19 protein-coding genes are annotated in these 15404 nt (G+C 59.3%); 3 read left to right on the top strand and 16 right to left on the bottom strand.

Annotated features, from left to right (window positions below; all coding sequences use genetic code 11):
* Window positions 1-87: 87 nt before the first annotated feature.
* The 11 genes from AC1RTP_RS04095 to AC1RTP_RS04045 form a co-directional block, all read right to left on the bottom strand.
* Window positions 88-330, bottom strand: coding sequence for a hypothetical protein (locus AC1RTP_RS04095; protein ID WP_498604987.1), 243 nt, complete (start codon window positions 328-330; stop codon window positions 88-90).
* 9 nt (window positions 331-339) lie between these two features.
* Window positions 340-918 (bottom strand): sigma-70 family RNA polymerase sigma factor, encoded by a 579-nt coding sequence (locus tag AC1RTP_RS04090; RefSeq protein WP_498604986.1) that lies wholly within the window; start codon window positions 916-918, stop codon window positions 340-342.
* 24 nt (window positions 919-942) lie between these two features.
* Window positions 943-1326: a protein YgfX gene (locus tag AC1RTP_RS04085; RefSeq protein ID WP_498604985.1), complete on the bottom strand. Its 384-nt coding sequence runs from the start codon at window positions 1324-1326 to the stop codon at window positions 943-945.
* An 81-nt stretch (window positions 1327-1407) separates the two neighbouring features.
* Window positions 1408-2652, bottom strand: a complete 1245-nt coding sequence (fabF, locus tag AC1RTP_RS04080) for a beta-ketoacyl-ACP synthase II (protein ID WP_498604983.1) — start codon at window positions 2650-2652, stop codon at window positions 1408-1410.
* A 39-nt stretch (window positions 2653-2691) separates the two neighbouring features.
* Complete coding sequence (acpP, locus tag AC1RTP_RS04075; protein ID WP_055936274.1) at window positions 2692-2931, bottom strand: acyl carrier protein; 240 nt, start codon at window positions 2929-2931, stop codon at window positions 2692-2694.
* Between the two features lie 143 nt (window positions 2932-3074).
* A complete protein-coding gene (fabG, locus tag AC1RTP_RS04070; RefSeq protein ID WP_498604980.1) occupies window positions 3075-3821 on the bottom strand; it encodes a 3-oxoacyl-ACP reductase FabG in 747 nt (248 codons plus the stop codon).
* A gap of 13 nt (window positions 3822-3834) precedes the next feature.
* Window positions 3835-4776 (bottom strand): ACP S-malonyltransferase, encoded by a 942-nt coding sequence (gene fabD, locus AC1RTP_RS04065; protein WP_498604977.1) that lies wholly within the window; start codon window positions 4774-4776, stop codon window positions 3835-3837.
* Window positions 4777-4820: 44 nt separating this feature from the next.
* A complete protein-coding gene (locus tag AC1RTP_RS04060; protein WP_498604975.1) occupies window positions 4821-5807 on the bottom strand; it encodes a beta-ketoacyl-ACP synthase III in 987 nt (328 codons plus the stop codon).
* Window positions 5761-6861: a phosphate acyltransferase PlsX gene (gene plsX, locus AC1RTP_RS04055; RefSeq protein ID WP_498604973.1), complete on the bottom strand. Its 1101-nt coding sequence runs from the start codon at window positions 6859-6861 to the stop codon at window positions 5761-5763. Before plsX ends, AC1RTP_RS04060 begins: the two co-directional genes overlap by 47 nt.
* An 85-nt stretch (window positions 6862-6946) precedes the next feature.
* Window positions 6947-7129 carry a 50S ribosomal protein L32 gene (rpmF, locus tag AC1RTP_RS04050; protein ID WP_055936259.1) on the bottom strand — a complete coding sequence of 61 codons (183 nt, stop codon included), beginning with the start codon at window positions 7127-7129 and terminating at the stop codon, window positions 6947-6949.
* A 153-nt stretch (window positions 7130-7282) separates the two neighbouring features.
* Window positions 7283-7780, bottom strand: coding sequence for a YceD family protein (locus tag AC1RTP_RS04045; RefSeq protein ID WP_498604971.1), 498 nt, complete (start codon window positions 7778-7780; stop codon window positions 7283-7285).
* A 117-nt stretch (window positions 7781-7897) separates the two neighbouring features.
* Between AC1RTP_RS04045 and AC1RTP_RS04040 the strand changes: the two genes are divergently transcribed.
* Both AC1RTP_RS04040 and AC1RTP_RS04035 read left to right on the top strand, forming a co-directional pair.
* Complete coding sequence (locus AC1RTP_RS04040; protein ID WP_498604969.1) at window positions 7898-8542, top strand: Maf-like protein; 645 nt, start codon at window positions 7898-7900, stop codon at window positions 8540-8542.
* Window positions 8543-8620: 78 nt separating this feature from the next.
* A complete protein-coding gene (locus AC1RTP_RS04035) occupies window positions 8621-9346 on the top strand; it encodes an SAM-dependent methyltransferase (protein WP_498604967.1) in 726 nt (241 codons plus the stop codon).
* A gap of 1 nt (window position 9347) precedes the next feature.
* On the opposite strand, the gene AC1RTP_RS04030 is transcribed toward AC1RTP_RS04035, so the two are convergent.
* The 4 genes from AC1RTP_RS04030 to rraA form a co-directional block, all read right to left on the bottom strand.
* Entirely contained in the window at window positions 9348-10616 is a 1269-nt protein-coding gene (locus AC1RTP_RS04030; protein WP_498604965.1) for an EAL and HDOD domain-containing protein, read from the bottom strand.
* Window positions 10617-10684: 68 nt separating this feature from the next.
* Window positions 10685-11605, bottom strand: coding sequence for a 23S rRNA (adenine(2030)-N(6))-methyltransferase RlmJ (locus AC1RTP_RS04025; RefSeq protein ID WP_498604963.1), 921 nt, complete (start codon window positions 11603-11605; stop codon window positions 10685-10687).
* Between the two features lie 49 nt (window positions 11606-11654).
* The gene (gene aceA, locus AC1RTP_RS04020; RefSeq protein WP_498604962.1) at window positions 11655-12953 is read right to left on the bottom strand and encodes an isocitrate lyase; all 1299 of its coding nucleotides are present in this window, start codon (window positions 12951-12953) and stop codon (window positions 11655-11657) included.
* 217 nt (window positions 12954-13170) lie between these two features.
* On the bottom strand, window positions 13171-13671 hold the full coding sequence (rraA, locus tag AC1RTP_RS04015; protein WP_498604961.1) for a ribonuclease E activity regulator RraA: 501 nt from the start codon (window positions 13669-13671) through the stop codon (window positions 13171-13173).
* Between the two features lie 95 nt (window positions 13672-13766).
* On the opposite strand from rraA, the gene AC1RTP_RS04010 reads away from it, so the two are divergent.
* Window positions 13767-14195 (top strand): DsrE family protein, encoded by a 429-nt coding sequence (locus tag AC1RTP_RS04010; protein WP_498604959.1) that lies wholly within the window; start codon window positions 13767-13769, stop codon window positions 14193-14195.
* On the opposite strand, the gene AC1RTP_RS04005 is transcribed toward AC1RTP_RS04010, so the two are convergent.
* Window positions 14185-15396, bottom strand: a complete 1212-nt coding sequence (locus AC1RTP_RS04005; protein WP_498604957.1) for an MFS transporter — start codon at window positions 15394-15396, stop codon at window positions 14185-14187. The two genes, AC1RTP_RS04010 and AC1RTP_RS04005, sit on opposite strands and share 11 nt — an antisense overlap.
* Between the last annotated feature and the right edge of the window lie 8 nt (window positions 15397-15404).

Here is a 15404-nt window from a genome sequence, read left to right as displayed (position 1 = left end):
CAATGAGGTAAGAGCAATATAAATCAGCTTCGTGTTAAACGGGAGCCGGATATTGTGTCGATATGTTGCGGACACCTCCACCATGTTTCAAGAGGCAGCTTCAGCCGCCTCCGAACCCTGCCCCGCCGCACCCGGCACACCCTCGCCCACTGCCGCGCCCGCTCCGTCCTGTGCCACCTGCGATCTTGCCTGCGCGAGCGCCGTGGCCAGTCGTGCCGCGAAGCCCGGACTGAGCTCCGCATCGGCCACGCTCTGCCGCAGCGCATCCCCGATCAAGCCGTTGACCTGGGCAGCTACGGGCAATTCATCATCATCCGGCAGCACAATCATTGCCCCTCCTCACCAACGCTTATCAACAGGCAAATCCAGCAAAGGCCGCAGCCTCCGCGCAATGGCCTCGCGCGCACGAAAAATCCTGCTGCGCACGGTTCCCAGCGGACACTCCATGATTTGCCCAATCTCCTCATAACTCAAGCCCTCAATTTCCCGGAGCACGATGGCGGTGCGCAATTCCAGCGGCAAAGCCTCCATCGCCGCATCGATCGCCAGCATCACCTGTTTGCTAAGCAGCATCGACTCCGGCGTACCGATCTCCGGCGGCTGCACTGGCAGCTGGGACGGCGCCACGCCATGTGGCGCACCGCGCTGCCGCCGCCGCAAAATCGCATTGCGCGCGCCGTTCAGGGCAATCCGGTACAGCCAGGTATAAAACGCCGCATCCCCCCGAAAGCGCGGCAAGGCGCGGTAAGCCTTGAGGAAAGTCTCCTGCACCACATCCTCGGCCTCGGCCGGGTCGCGCAGCAGCCGCAGCACCAGGCGCAGCAACCGCCGCTGGTAACGCGCCACCAGCAGGTCGAACGCCTCCAGCTCCCCAGCCCGGGCCCGCTCCACCAGCTCACGATCTGGGTCCACCTTCATCAGATCAGCCCCGCGAAGATTGGTTCACATTTTTTGCAGCTGCGCCCGGATGGCGGCCTGCAGGCAGCGCCACTGGCCGGTCGCGACCGAGTCGGACAGCAAGGCCAGCCACAGGCGCTGCCCATCATCCAGTTCGGCGTGCAGCAGCATGGCGCCCGGCCAGACGGTGCAGCCGTCCAGTAAGCGAGCCCGGCTCTGTTTCTGGTATACCGTCAGGCGGATTTCTCCGACACCGGAAATATCAATACGGCTGCAAATGGCTTCACGCCTCAGGCCAGCCAGCACGGCGGCCGCCAGCAAGGGCTGCCCGCTCCAGGCGCCCACGACCAGCACAGACGCAACAATCCCTGCCCGCAAAACGCGCAGGCATGGCGACGGACGAACAGCGACAGATGCCGCGATCGACATAGAAATAAATGAATTGTGTGGGGGGTACAGCAGAAGCGCTCGCCCCAGTCCTAAGACCGGGGCGAGGCTTGGAAGTTCCGTTTAGACTTTACCGAACAGCAGGCTGCCGTTGGTACCGCCGAAGCCGAAGGAGTTCTTCAGCGCATAGTTGATCGTGGCATTGCGCGCGGTATTGGCGCAGAAGTCCAGATCACAAGCCGGATCCTGGTTGAACAGGTTGATGGTCGGTGGGATCACCTGGTTGTGGATCGCCAGTACGGTGAACACAGACTCCAGGCCGCCAGCGCCGCCCAACAGGTGGCCGGTGGCCGACTTGGTGGAGCTGACAACCAGCTTCTTGGCGTGGTCGCCGAAGGTGCGCTTGACACCCTGGACTTCCGCCACGTCGCCCAGCGGGGTCGAGGTACCGTGCGCGTTCACATAGTTCACCTGGTCAGGGTTGATGCCAGCATTTTTCAGCGCGTTCTGCGCCGACTTGCTGCCACCAGCGCCGTCTTCCAGAGGCGAGGTCATGTGATACGCATCGGCGCTCATGCCAAAGCCCAGCAATTCTGCATAGATCTTCGCGCCGCGTGCTTTCGCGTGTTCGTACTCTTCCAGAACCATGACGCCAGCGCCTTCGCCCAGCACGAAACCGTCGCGATCCTTATCCCATGGACGGGACGCGGTAGCTGGGTCATCGTTGCGAGCCGACAGTGCGCGAGCCGAAGCGAAACCGCCCAGGCCCAGTGGCGACACGGTGGATTCCGCGCCGCCGGCGACCATGACATCCGCATCGCCGTATTCAATCAGGCGAGCAGCCGCGCCAATCGAGTGCAGGCCGGTGGTGCAAGCCGTCACGATGGACAGGTTTGGACCGCGCATGCCGTACTTGATCGACAGGTTGCCGGAAATCATATTGATGATCGAGGCCGGCACGAAGAACGGGGAGATACGGCGCGGACCGCGCTTGTCGTAGTCTTCCTTCTGTGCTTCGATCATCGGCAAGCCGCCGATGCCGGAACCAATGATCACGCCGATGCGATCGGCATTCTCTTCGGTCACGGTAATACCGGAATCCTGGATAGCCTGGATGCCAGCTGCCATGCCGAAATGGATGAATTTATCCATGTGACGCGCTTCTTTAACGTCGAGGTATTCCTCAACGTTGAAGCCCTTCACTTCACCCGCGAAACGGGTGGAAAAGGCCGACGCGTCAAAACTAGTAATGTTAGCGATCCCGGATTTACCCTCGGTGATTGCTTTCCACGCGTCGGCAACGCTGTTGCCGACGGGGGAAATGACACCAAGGCCGGTGACCACTACACGACGGTTTTTAGAACTCAAGCGAGTCTCCCGGAGTGGATCGGAGAGTCAGGGCTCTTATTAGGCCTTGACGTGTGCAGTTGCGTAGTCGATCGCTTGCTGCACGGTGGTGATCTTTTCAGCTTGTTCGTCTGGGATTTCCATTTCGAACTCGTCTTCCAGTGCCATTACCAGCTCAACGGTGTCCAGGGAATCGGCGCCCAGGTCATCAACGAAAGAGGATTCGGTCTTGATGTCTGCTTCAGCGACGCCCAGTTGTTCAGCGACGATTTTCTTTACGCGTTGTTCGATATCCGACATGTTATGGCTCCAATATGTTGTTACGGAAAGCGCGCATTTTAGCAGGTTTGCGCGCCTATAAACTAATTTCGACGTTTGATTTGATCTACGTTGAAATCACTATTAAATGATGCGATCGTGCAGCATTATGCCGCAGAACCGTATCAATTCATATACATACCACCATTAACGTGAAGGGTGGTACCAGTAATATATGCAGCTGCTGACGAAGCCAGGAAAGCGACCGCCGCAGCAATATCTTCCGGCTTGCCCAAACGCCCCAGGGGAATCTGGGTCAGCAGGGCGGAATGCTGGTCTTCGCCCAGCGCCTTGGTCATATCGGTATCGATAAAGCCAGGTGCGACGCTGTTGACGGTAATGTTGCGGCTGCCGATTTCACGGGCCAGGGCGCGGGTCATGCCCTCGACACCCGCCTTGGCGGCAGCGTAGTTCATCTGGCCTGGATTGCCGGACGACGCCACCACGGAGGTGATGTTAATGATACGCCCAGTCTTTGCTTTCATCATGCCACGCAGGACTGCGCGGGACAGGCGGCCCACCGAAGACAGGTTGGTAGCGATCACGCTATCCCATTCCTCATCCTTCATGCGCATGGCCAGGTTGTCCTGGGTGATGCCGGCGTTGTTGACCAGGATGCCAACTGCGCCGTAGGTTTTCGAGATATCGTCGATGATGGCAGCGCATTGCTCGGCGTTGGTGACGTTCAGCACCATGCCCTTGCCTGCTTCCGCGCCGATCTCAGCCAGGTAGGCCGAAATGGCTTCCGCGCCGGCTTCGGTGGTGGCGGTGCCGATCACCTTGGCGCCCTGGCGGGCCAGTTCTTGTGCGATTGCTTTGCCGATACCGCGCGAGGCGCCGGTCACCAGAGCTACTTGATTAGCGAGAGTCATTGTTATCCTTTTTTTATTTCAGGGTTTCCAGCATGCGCTCAAGGGTCGCCTGGTCGTAGACCGCTTCGCCTACCAGGCGAGCGTCGATACGCTTGGCCAGACCCATCAGGACCTTGCCCGGACCGCATTCCACCACATTGGTGATGCCTTCTTCAGCAACCTTCTGCATGGTTTCCACCCAGCGCACTGGGGATGCAGCCTGGCGCACCAGGGCGTCCTTGATGGATGCAGGGTCGTTCAGCACGGCCACATCGACGTTGTTGATCAATGGGATTTGCGGCGCATTGAAATGGATCGATGCCATGTAGTCACGCAGGCGATCCGAAGCAGGTTTCAGCAGCGTGCTGTGGAACGGCGCGGAAACCGGCAGGCGCATGGCGCGCTTGGCGCCTTTAGCCTTGGCGATTTCGCAGGCTTTTTCAACGGCTGCGGTATGGCCGGCGACCACGACTTGCGCTGGAGCGTTGTAGTTAACGGCTTCCACCACTTCGCCTGGAACGGCGGCGGCCGCTTCAGCGCAGGCAGCACGCACGTCTTCATCGGACAGGCCCAGCATCACAGCCATGGTACCCTGCCCTACCGGCACGGCTTCCTGCATGGCTTGCGCGCGGAAGCGCACCAGCGGCACGGCATCCTTGAAGGAAATCACGCCTGCCGCAACCAGGGCCGAGTACTCGCCCAGCGAGTGGCCGGCAACCACGGACGGCACCGGGCCGCCAGCGGCGATCCAGGCACGGTAAGCAGCCACGGCTGCGGTCAGCATGACCGGCTGGGTGTTGGTAGTCAGGTCGAGTTCTTCTTTCGGGCCTTCAGCGATCAGCTTGGCCAGGTCGAACTGCAATGCGTCGGAAGCTTCGGCAAGGGTCTGCGCGACCACTGGGTTGCCGGCAAAGCCTTCCATCATGCCCACGGCCTGGGAACCCTGGCCAGGGAATACGAATGCGAATTTATTCATCTTTCAACCTTTAGACTTCTTATTCTAAAAAGGACTGCATTTTATTACATCCGCGCCAGCACGGCACCCCATGTGAAGCCACCGCCTACACCTTCCATCATCACGACATCGCCCTTCTTCACGCGGCCATCGCGCACAGCGACGTCCAGCGCCAGCGGGATCGAAGCAGCGGAAGTATTGCCATGCTGGTCGACGGTCACAACCATCTTCTCCGGGTTCATGCCCAGCTTCTTGGCGGTGCCGTTCATGATGCGGATATTGGCCTGGTGCGGGATCAGCCAGTCGATCTGGTCGGAAGTCATGCCTGCAGCGTCCAGCGCCTCGTAGGCTACCTTTTCCAACACGGACACTGCCAGCTTGAACACAGCCTGGCCATCCATGTACAGGAAGGCGCTACCGGCAATCGCGCCGTTGTTCACGGTACCCGGCACGCGCAGCACATCGGAGTGGCGGCCATCCGCATGCAGCTTGCACGCCAGGACGCCTGGCTCTTGCGACGCGCTCATCACGATGGCGCCAGCGCCGTCGCCGAACAGCACGCAGGTGGTGCGGTCTTCGAAATTCAGGATGCGCGAGAACACTTCCGCACCAATCACCAGCACGTTCTTGTGCATGCCGGATTTGATGAAGCTGTCCGCGGTCGACACAGCGTAGACGAAGCCGGAACATACGGCTTGCACGTCCACTGCCGCGCAGTTATTGGTCATGCCCAGCTTCTTCTGCACGATGCAGGCGGTGCTCGGGAAGCTACCGTAGAAGTCAGGCGTGGAGCTCGCCACGATGATCAGGTCGATATCGTCCGGCTGCATGCCGGCCATTTCCAGCGCGCGTTTGGCAGCGATCACGCCCAGGTCGGACGACGACTGCTCAGGTTCCGCGTAGTGACGGGCGGAGATGCCGCTGCGCGACACAATCCACTCGTCGGAAGTCTCGATGCCCTTGGCTGCCAGCTGGGCAGCCAGTTCTTCGTTAGTGACGCGTTTTTCAGGCAGGTAGCTGCCCGTGCCTACGATCTTGCTGTACAGGGTCATGCGTGTCTCTCGGTTCGGTTGTCGGCTCTTCTTTCGGCATGAGTTCGGCAATCAATGCCGACAGATGCTCTTGTACGTCGTTCTTTGCTGCGTCAAATGCGCGGCGGATAGCCCATTCAAAGGCCTCCACCTTGGCGCCGCCATGGCTCTTGAACACCAGGCCGCGCAGGCCAAGCAAGCCGGCGCCATTGTAGCGAGCCGGGTTCAGGCGCTGCGCGATCATCTTCAGGGCGCCGCGTGCGATCAATGCACCCAGCATGGTCAGCGGGTTGCGCTTGAATTCGGTCTCCAGCACCATCTTCACGAAACGCGCCATGCCTTCAATGGCCTTCAGCGTCACGTTGCCGACAAAGCCGTCGCAAACGACGACGTCGGTGGTGCCTTTGAAAATATCGTTGCCCTCTACGTTGCCGTGGAAGTTCAGCTTGCCATGCTCATGGTCGGCCTTCAGCAGCTCAGAAGTAGCCTTCACCACCTCATTGCCCTTGATGTCCTCGGTACCGACGTTCAGCAGGCCGATGGTCGGGCGTTCGATGCCTTCCGAGGCCTGGCACAGCACCGAACCCATGATGGCGAACTGGTGCAGGTGGTGCGGCTCGCAGTCAACGTTGGCGCCCAGATCCAGAACATAGGTGGGGCCGCCCTTCATGTTTGGCAAGATGCTGCAGATGGCAGGACGGTCGACGCCAGGCATGGTCTTCAGCACATAGCGCGAGACAGCCATCAGGGCGGCGGTATTACCGGCGGAAACGCAAGCGGAGGCATTGCCACCCTTGACTTGTTCGATCGCCACGCGCATCGACGAATCCTTTTTGCGGCGCAATGCGACCTCAAGCGGGTCATCCATGGTGACCTGCTCGGAAGCGTGAAGGATGGTCAGGCGCGACTCGGCCTCGGCGTGGTGCTTCTTCAGCTCAGCACGCAAAACGTCTTCCAGGCCAACAAGGATCAGCTCGGCGTTCGGTTCGTGCTTGAGGAATGAGAGTGCAGCGGGAATCGTGACTGAGGGGCCGTGATCGCCACCCATGCAGTCGATAGAGATTTTGATTGTCATCGTATAACTCAAAGAAAAAGCGGCGCGACGTCAGAGAACCTGCGTAGCACCGCTTTGTCTTGTGGCCAAAGGCAAAAAACGTCGATTACTCGTCGTTCTTGGTCTTCAGCACTTTGCGACCACGATAGAAGCCGTTAGGCGAAATGTGGTGACGCAGGTGGGTTTCACCGGTGACTGGCTCAACGGCCAGGTTCGGTGCTACCAGAAAATCGTGCGAACGGTGCATGCCGCGCTTCGACGGGGATTTCTTGTTCTGTTGAACAGCCATGATGACTCCTAATACTAAAGTTCTAAGATTTTAACACATCCGATGCGCAAAAACATGCGAATCGAGCTTTCTACTGCCATGCCAAACTCGATTACTGCACGCGTTTTGACACGTTCTTTGCTACTACAAATTGTTTAATTCGTTTAATTTGCCTTAGTTTGCCTTGAGCCCCTTGAGGCTCGCAAACGGCGATGGCTTCTCACTCTTCGCAGAGTCGACCAGCGAGGCATCAGGACACACCTCGTGCTTCGGCGACTGCGGCAAAGCCAGCAGGGCCTCGTCTTCCACCAGGTCCATGAGATTCATGGAACGCGCACCGACGATGACGTCGATGCTTTCATCATCAATGATTTCTTCGATCTCATCCGCATCAGCGTCGTCTTTGCCGAGCAGCAGGGAAGTGGACGAATCGATTTCGTATTCAAACGGAGTCAGGCAGCGCTGGCACACCAGTTGCACTTTGCCGGCAACGGTCAGGCGCATCTGCGGGTAACCCTGTTTGCTGGAACCGCCTTCAACCTTCCAGGTAAGCTCACCGGAATTGTTAGCGCATTCCTTGCTAAGCCGGGTCATTTCAGCGACGGGAGTTACCCCTTCCTTGCTGCTGTTGGTCCGACAAAATTCAAAAGCGTCGATCTCAAAAGCATTCATTGGCTAAAATTTCCCTCGAAAACCTGCGATAATAACAGGATTTTCCACGCCGCGTCAAAGACTTGCGAGACTTTTCGCTCTTTTTCGACGGCGCAGAGAGCATATAACATTTCCCTGATGAAAACAACCAAGATTATTCTCGCTTCGAGCTCGGCGTATCGCCGGGAACTATTGTCGCGGCTTCAATTGCCGTTTTCGGTCGACGTGCCGGATATTGATGAAAGCCCGATGCCGGGCGAAACCCCTTCCGCCACCGCCTTGCGTTTGGCCCGCGAAAAGGCTGCTGCCGTTGCTGCCCGCCACCCGGGTGCGCTGGTGATTGGCTCCGACCAAGTTGCCACGCTGGACGATGAGCAGATTGGCAAACCTGGCAATCATGCCAATGCGCTGGCCCAGCTGCAGAAAATGCGCGGCCGCGAAGTCGTTTTTCACACCGCGCTCTGCTTGTGGGATGGGCGCAACAATACGCACCAGCTTGACGATATCCAGACCGTGGTCAAGTTCCGCGATTTGGCGGATGAGGAGCTGGATGCTTATTTGCGCATCGAGCAGCCATATGATTGTGCTGGAAGCGCCAAAAATGAGGCACTGGGGATTGCAATCCTGGAACGGATTGATTCCAGCGATCCGACGGCCCTCACCGGCTTGCCGCTGATCGCCCTGACCGGGATGTTGCGGGCCGCGGGCGTCAGCTTTTTCCAAACCGGTACACCGGTGTCTGACCCGCAGGGTCAGACACCCTCAACTCACCAGTCAACATAATTAGCACCGGCAAACTTTGATCAGATGAAGGTGTCTGACCCTGCGGGTCAGACACCGGTTTACCGGTTTAAAACCAAAATGAACGGCACCCTCTACCTCATCCCCAACACCCTCGGCCCGACCGAACAACTAGACCAGGTCATCCCCCAGCACGTGCAGCAACTGACCAGCCAGCTCACCCACTTCGTCGCCGAAAACGCCAAAACCGCCCGCGCCTTCCTTAAACAGGTCGGCACCGCCAAGCCCATCCAGGAAATCGCGATCAGCGAGCTGAACATCAACACGCCCGCACAAGCACTGCAGGCCCTGCTCGAACCTTTAAAAGCCGGCCACGACGTCGGCCTGCTATCGGAAGCCGGCGTCCCCGCAGTAGCCGACCCCGGCGCCGACCTGGTCCGCCTCGCGCACGCCAACGATATCCCGGTGCGCCCCTTGGTCGGCCCCTCCTCCATCCTGATGTCCGTGATGGCCAGCGGCCTGAACGGCCAAAGCTTCGCCTTCAACGGCTACCTGCCGACCGACGCCGCCCAGCGCGCCAAGCGCCTGAAGGAACTGGAAACCCGCTCGCGCCAGGAAAAGCAAACGCAGCTGTTCATCGAAACGCCCTACCGCAACGCCGCCATGCTGGAAGCCCTGGTCAGCGCATGCAACGGCGCCACGCTGATTTGCGTAGCCACCGACATCAGCCTGCCAACGGAAACGATTCGCACCCGAACGGGCACGCAATGGAAAGGACTGCTCGACTCCGGCAAGGCGCCGGACTTCCACAAGAAGCCAACCGTCTTCCTGCTCTTGGCCCAATAAGCTACTGAACCCCGTGGGCGTACTCATTCACCCACTCAAACGCCTCGCGCTGTAAGGCATACAGCGCCGACGGCGACAGATCCAGCTTGTGCAGGATGCTGGTCAGCTCCGGCCCCTCCTGCGCACGCTCGATCAGTTCGATCAAGTGCAAGACATCGCCATAGTCCCCTTCGCGGTGCAGCAACGCATCACGCACTTCGTCCAGCACATTCACGCTATCGAGGATTTCACCCATGCGGACCGAGAACAGCGCATCCATCAGCGACATGATGCCCACGGTGAAGCCGATATCCGCCGCCACTTTCTCGGATGGCCGCACATGGCCCATCACCAGCTCCATGGTCTTGCCGCGCGTGGTCGCCATCTGCAGCAGCGGAGAATCAAATTCAGAGCCCTTCACATACAACAGGATCTGCAGCCAACGCTGCAACTGCCGCCGTCCCAGCACGATCAGCGCGTGGCCGACCGAATTGATACGGAAGCGCGCCCCCACCGCAGGCGTATTCACCAGCCGCAGCAGGTTCAGCGAAATCAGGGGGTCATGTTTGACGCTGCGCTCCACTTCCCGCTGGTCCGCATCGCGGTTCAGCAAATCGAGCAAGCGCATGATCGCCATCTGTGACGGCGCAATCTTTTTGCCGCTCAAGATCACCGGCCGTGCAAAATAATAGCCCTGGAAGTATTCAAAGCCCAGGTCCATGCACTCGCGGAATTCTTCGACCGTCTCGACTTTTTCGGCCAGCAGCTTCTGGTTAGGATTGCGCAGGTTGCGCGCCAGCGCTGGCAAGCGGTCACGCTCAATCTGCTTGATGTCGACCTTGATCACATCCATCAACGGCCGCAGCGCAGTCACCGCCTCGCTTTCGCCCGCCACATCGTCCAGCGCAAACTTGTAGCCGGCCTGCTTTAATTCATGCAGGCGCTGAAGCACATCCGGCGTTGGCTCCACCGATTCCAGAACCTCGAGGATGACTTTATCGTTCGGCAGGAAATGAATGAAATCGCTCATCAACCCCTTCGTATCGACGTTCACGAAGGCTAGCTGGTCGCCCACCACCTGCTCCATGCCCAGCTCGGAAGCATGGGCAATCACGGAAGCAGTGGCATGGGTGCCATCGGTCACACGGGCTTCGTGGACTTCGGCATTTCGATAGAGCAGCTCGTAGGCGACAAGCCGCTGGCTGCGATTAAGGATAGGTTGCCTTGCCAAGAAAAATTGATTGGCATAAGGCATAGGGAGTTGGACTTCACTTTCAACCACGGCTGTCATGGGTTTCCCCATTGCTAAGACTCATGGTTACAAGACTATACCTTTCAGTGCTGTCTTGGCAACATTTTTTATGCGGTGCGTGTCCCACCTTTTTTCGCTGTGGTCGCCTCGCCACTCTCGAGCGTGAACTGGGCACCGGAATCGCGGCCCAAAACCTGCACCAGGTAAGGCATCACCCGGCGCAGCATCGGCTCCAGTGTGTAAGGCGGATTCAGCAGGAACATGCCGCTGGTGTGCAGCGCAATACCGTCCGGAGTCGGCGTGCTGATGCACAAGGTCACGTTCAGCCAGCTCTTGGCTGGCAGGTGTTTCAGGCGCTCAGCGAAATTGCGCGCCTCGATACGCTGCAACACCGGATACCAGACGGCGTAAGTACCGGTCGGAAATCGCTTCAGCGCATCGCCCAGCATGTCGCTAACCTTTTTGTAGTCCTGCTTGTCTTCGTAGGGCGGGTCGCACAGCACGACGCCGCGGCGCGATGGCGGCGGCAGCAGCGCTTTCACGCCAAGGAAGCCGTCGGCCCTGTTGACGATGACGCGCTTGCCGCGACCGGATGGACGGCGGCCATTGGCGGCCTGGTGCTGCTCCAGCTTGTGGAAATTGTCGGCCAGGATTTTAGCGTCGGCGGGATGCAGCTCAAACAAACGCAAGCGATCTTCTTCGCGCGCCACGATTTCGGCGCAATATGGCGAACCCGGATAGAAGCGCAGCTTGCCGCTCGGGTTCATATCTTTAATCAGCTTGACGTACTCGGCCAGCGGTTCCGGCAGGTCGTCGCGGTCCCACAGCGGACCGATGCCGGTTTCGAATTCGGCGGTCTTGGTGGCTTGGGCGCTGTCCAAAGAATAGACGCCAGCGCCGGCGTGGGTATCGATATAGGTGTAGGCGACGTCCTTCTGGTTCAGGTATTCGAGGACCTGGACCAGAACAAAGTGCTTGAGGACGTCGGCATGATTGCCGGCATGGAATGCGTGGCGGTAACTGAACATGAATAAGGCAGGTGATTGAATCAATCTGCCATTATCTCATGCGCAGCGCTCAGGCGACCTTCTTGGAATCAAAGAACTGCTCGTCCTCGGTCGATCCATGCAGTGCCGTGGTCGAAGACTGCCCCTGTTGGATAGCCTGGGTCACCGCATCAAAGTAACCCGTACCCACCTCGCGCTGGTGCTTCACCGCCGTAAAGCCGCGCTCCGCCGCCGCGAACTCCGCCTCCTGCAATTCCACAAACGCCGACATCTGCCGGCGCGCGTATCCATGCGCCAAATTAAACATGCCGTAATTCAGCGAATGGAAGCCCGCCAGCGTAATAAACTGGAACTTGTACCCCATCGCCCCCAGTTCCTTCTGGAACCTGGCAATGGTCGCATCATCCAGGTTCTTCTTCCAATTGAACGACGGCGAACAGTTATACGCCAGCATTTTGCCCGGGAACTGAGCGTGCACGGCCTCGGCGAAAGCCTTGGCAAACGCCAAATCAGGCTTACCGGTCTCGCACCACACCAGGTCTGCATAAGGCGCATACGCCAGCGCGCGTGAGATCGACTGCTCCAAACCATTGCGAACCTTATAGAAACCCTCCACCGTACGCTCGCCGGTGCAGAAAGGCTTGTCGTTATCGTCCACATCAGAGGTCAACAGATCCGCTGCCTCTGCATCGGTACGCGCAATTACCAGGGTTGAAGTGCCCATCACGTCCGCCGCCAGGCGAGCTGCGGTCAGCTTTTCGATCGCCTCGCGTGTCGGCACCAGCACCTTGCCGCCCATATGGCCGCACTTCTTCACGGAAGCCAATTGGTCCTCAAAGTGCACTCCCGAAGCGCCCGCCTCGATCATGGCCTTCATCAGCTCAAACGCATTCAGCACACCGCCGAAACCCGCTTCCGCATCGGCCACGATAGGCGCGAAGAAATCGATATCGTCCCTCCCCTCCGACCACTGGATCTGGTCAGCGCGCTGGAAGGTATTGTTAATGCGGCGCACCACCATCGGCACCGAATTGGCCGGATACAGCGACTGGTCCGGATACATCTCGCCGGCCAGGTTGGCGTCGCCCGCCACCTGCCAGCCGGACAGGTAGATCGCCTTCAGGCCAGCCTTCACCTGCTGCATCGCCTGGTTGCCGGTCAGCGCACCGAGCGCATTGACGAAGGGCTCATCGTTCACCAGCTTCCACAGTTTTTCCGCACCGCGCTTGGCGATGGTGTGCTCGATAGCCAGCGAACCGCGCAACCGCACCACATCCTCCGCACTGTAAGAGCGCGTAACGCCCTCCCAGCGCGGATTGTTGTCCCAATCGTGTTGCAGTGCTGCGATTTGTTCGGCGCGCGTAGCCATGATGAATCTCCTAAGCTTAAAAACGAAAACTGTTAGAGATATCTTAGGCTCAATTGTTCAGCGCAACATTGTCTTATATAAGACACATGAGCACTTTTTATTCCAGCAAAATCAATTGGTTAAATTCAAAATTCCATGATGCGCAATGCTATTTCTCATTTCGAGAGAAACAGCATTGGCCAGAATGGTGCGCTTTTCATCGCATGAAATGATGATTTCACATTGCGGAAAGCACCTGGTTAGCCACCAGTACTCCGTCCACATCGACATAGATCCAATCGCCAGGACGCACGGCGACACCCGCGATCTGCACGTTCACGTCACGTTTGCCCATGCCATCACGCGCGCTGCGCTGGGGATGCGTAGCCAACGCAATGATGCCGACATCGCACTCCGCCAGCTCCACGCTATCACGCACGCAGCCATCGACAAGCACCCCGGCCCAGCCATTATTCTGCGCCAGCAGGCCAAGCTGGCCACCGACCAACGCACGGCGCAAACTGCCGCCGCCATCAACCACCAGCACCCTGCCCTCGCCCGGGGTTTCCAGCGTCGCACGCACCAGCGCATTATCTTCATGCACCTTCAGCGTCGCGGCCGGCCCGGCAAACTTCGTCTTCTTGCCGAAGTGACGGAACACAGGCGGCAGCACCTGCAGGCTGCCGTCCTCCAGCAGCGCGGGATTGTCATCACAAAGATCGGTCGTCGCAAAATTCATGGCATGGCTTTCAGTGGTAAGAGATGCCACCGATTCTATCGCGGTACCGGAACTGCTACCATGCGCTTCTCAAAATCTGGCAAGGAGGCCGACAAATGAAATTCTTCCGTACCCTGCTGCTCCCATTGATCCTGCTGTGCGGCGCGAGCGCAGCGCAAGCCGAAGCGCCACGTGTCGAAAAGGTGGTTTATCACTTCAGCGACAGCAACACCATCATGCTCGGCTTGCGCAATATCCGTAACCACCTGAACGCCAGCCCCAATGCGCAGATCGTGGTGGTGGCGCTCGGCGGCGGCATCGACTTTCTGCTGCAAGGCGAAAAAGATAAGGACGGCAACCGCTACGACGCCATCGTGCGGGAGCTGGTTGACCGCAAGGTGCAGTTCCGCATCTGTAATAACACGCTGATGGGCCGCGGCATCGGCAAGGACAAGGTACTGCCGGAGGCCACCGTTGTACCATCCGGCATCGCCGAAGTCAGTCGCCTGCAATGGCAGGAAGGCTACGCCTACCTCAAGCCCTGACCTCATTGCTCGCAGCGCGGGTGCGGCTGCCGACACCGGTGGCCGTTGCAATTGCAAGCATCAGGAAGAACGCGATCGTGGCAAACACCATCTGCGGTTTGCCCGCATCCATCATCAGACCGAATAGCAGCGGGCCGACTGCGAGGCCGCTGTCCAGGCCCGAGTACACCACGCCGTACACGCGGCCGGTGGCGTTCTTCGGCGCTGCGGCGCGGATCATCAGGTCGCGTGAAGGGCCGGCAATGCCGGAGAAAAATCCCACCAGCGCCATCAACGCCAGCGCGCCCCAGGCGGGAACGATCACCAGGCCAATAGTCAGCGCCAGCACTGCGGCGATGGCGAAAGCTGCGGCAATCGTGCGGTCATGGTTCTTGCGGCCTGCGCCGAGGAAGCCGCCCAGCATCATGCCAGCCGCACTGGCCAGCATGTAGGCGGTGAACGCGCTGGTCGCCATCGCCAGCGACATGCCATACAACTTGATCAGGCCCGTCGAGGCAAAGCTCTGGATGCCGCCCAGCGCCAGTGCGGTCAGGAAGAAGAAAACGAAGCACATCCACACCGACGGCAGGCGCAGGAAGCCGAAGGAGCCTTCCTGGTGCGCACTGGCGGTAACCGGCACGATCGGATCGGGGCGCAGCGCTTCGCGGTTCCACCACAGGATCACCAGCACCGTGGCCGGCAGCGCGGCCGCCGACAGCAAGGCCGTGCGCCAGTCGGTGGCGCTGGCGACGCCGGTCAGGAACAGCGGAGCGGCGGCCCAGCCGATGCTGCCGCTGATGCCGTGCACCGAGAAGCCATGCGCCAGGCGTTCGCGCGAGACGCGCTGGTTGAGGATCGTATAGTCCGCAGGATGGAAGATGCTGTTACCCATGCCGGCCAGCAGCGCGCCGGCCACCAGGCCCAGGTAGTTCTGCGCATTCGACAGCACCAGCGCCGATACACCGAGCATCGCCATGCCGGAGAACAGCACGCGCCGCGCGCCCACGCGGTCCACCACGAAGCCAGCCAGCGCCTGCCCGATGCCGGATACCACGAAGAACACCGTCATCAGCAAGGCAAGCTGTGAATAGCTCAAGCCGAAGGCTGTCTTCAGCCATGGGAACAGCGCCGCCAGGATCAGGTGGTAGAAGTGGGATACGCCATGCGCCAGGCCCACCAGGCCGATGACGCGCGCGTCATTGCGTAAAGTTTGATTGTCCATGCAGTCAT

It is taken from the genome of Pseudoduganella sp. GW821-FHT11H04 (assembly GCF_058807935.1).
Note: the sequence above shows the minus strand (reverse complement) of the source record. Positions and strands in the feature narration are given on the sequence as shown.

Bases quoted from the DNA above. Each gene is read 5' to 3' on its own strand.
- AC1RTP_RS04095 (WP_498604987.1), bottom strand. From the start codon at position 330: ATGATTGTGCTGCCGGATGATGATGAATTGCCCGTAGCTGCCCAGGTC.
- AC1RTP_RS04090 (WP_498604986.1), bottom strand. From the start codon at position 918: ATGAAGGTGGACCCAGATCGTGAGCTGGTGGAGCGGGCCCGGGCTGGG.
- AC1RTP_RS04085 (WP_498604985.1), bottom strand. From the start codon at position 1,326: ATGTCGATCGCGGCATCTGTCGCTGTTCGTCCGTCGCCATGCCTGCGC.
- acpP (WP_055936274.1), bottom strand. From the start codon at position 2,931: ATGTCGGATATCGAACAACGCGTAAAGAAAATCGTCGCTGAACAACTG.
- fabG (WP_498604980.1), bottom strand. From the start codon at position 3,821: ATGACTCTCGCTAATCAAGTAGCTCTGGTGACCGGCGCCTCGCGCGGT.
- fabD (WP_498604977.1), bottom strand. From the start codon at position 4,776: ATGAATAAATTCGCATTCGTATTCCCTGGCCAGGGTTCCCAGGCCGTG.
- AC1RTP_RS04060 (WP_498604975.1), bottom strand. From the start codon at position 5,807: ATGACCCTGTACAGCAAGATCGTAGGCACGGGCAGCTACCTGCCTGAA.
- plsX (WP_498604973.1), bottom strand. From the start codon at position 6,861: ATGACAATCAAAATCTCTATCGACTGCATGGGTGGCGATCACGGCCCC.
- rpmF (WP_055936259.1), bottom strand. From the start codon at position 7,129: ATGGCTGTTCAACAGAACAAGAAATCCCCGTCGAAGCGCGGCATGCAC.
- AC1RTP_RS04045 (WP_498604971.1), bottom strand. From the start codon at position 7,780: ATGAATGCTTTTGAGATCGACGCTTTTGAATTTTGTCGGACCAACAGC.
- AC1RTP_RS04040 (WP_498604969.1), top strand. From the start codon at position 7,898: ATGAAAACAACCAAGATTATTCTCGCTTCGAGCTCGGCGTATCGCCGG.
- AC1RTP_RS04035 (WP_498604967.1), top strand. From the start codon at position 8,621: ATGAACGGCACCCTCTACCTCATCCCCAACACCCTCGGCCCGACCGAA.
- AC1RTP_RS04030 (WP_498604965.1), bottom strand. From the start codon at position 10,616: ATGACAGCCGTGGTTGAAAGTGAAGTCCAACTCCCTATGCCTTATGCC.
- AC1RTP_RS04025 (WP_498604963.1), bottom strand. From the start codon at position 11,605: ATGTTCAGTTACCGCCACGCATTCCATGCCGGCAATCATGCCGACGTC.
- aceA (WP_498604962.1), bottom strand. From the start codon at position 12,953: ATGGCTACGCGCGCCGAACAAATCGCAGCACTGCAACACGATTGGGAC.
- rraA (WP_498604961.1), bottom strand. From the start codon at position 13,671: ATGAATTTTGCGACGACCGATCTTTGTGATGACAATCCCGCGCTGCTG.
- AC1RTP_RS04010 (WP_498604959.1), top strand. From the start codon at position 13,767: ATGAAATTCTTCCGTACCCTGCTGCTCCCATTGATCCTGCTGTGCGGC.
- AC1RTP_RS04005 (WP_498604957.1), bottom strand. From the start codon at position 15,396: ATGGACAATCAAACTTTACGCAATGACGCGCGCGTCATCGGCCTGGTG.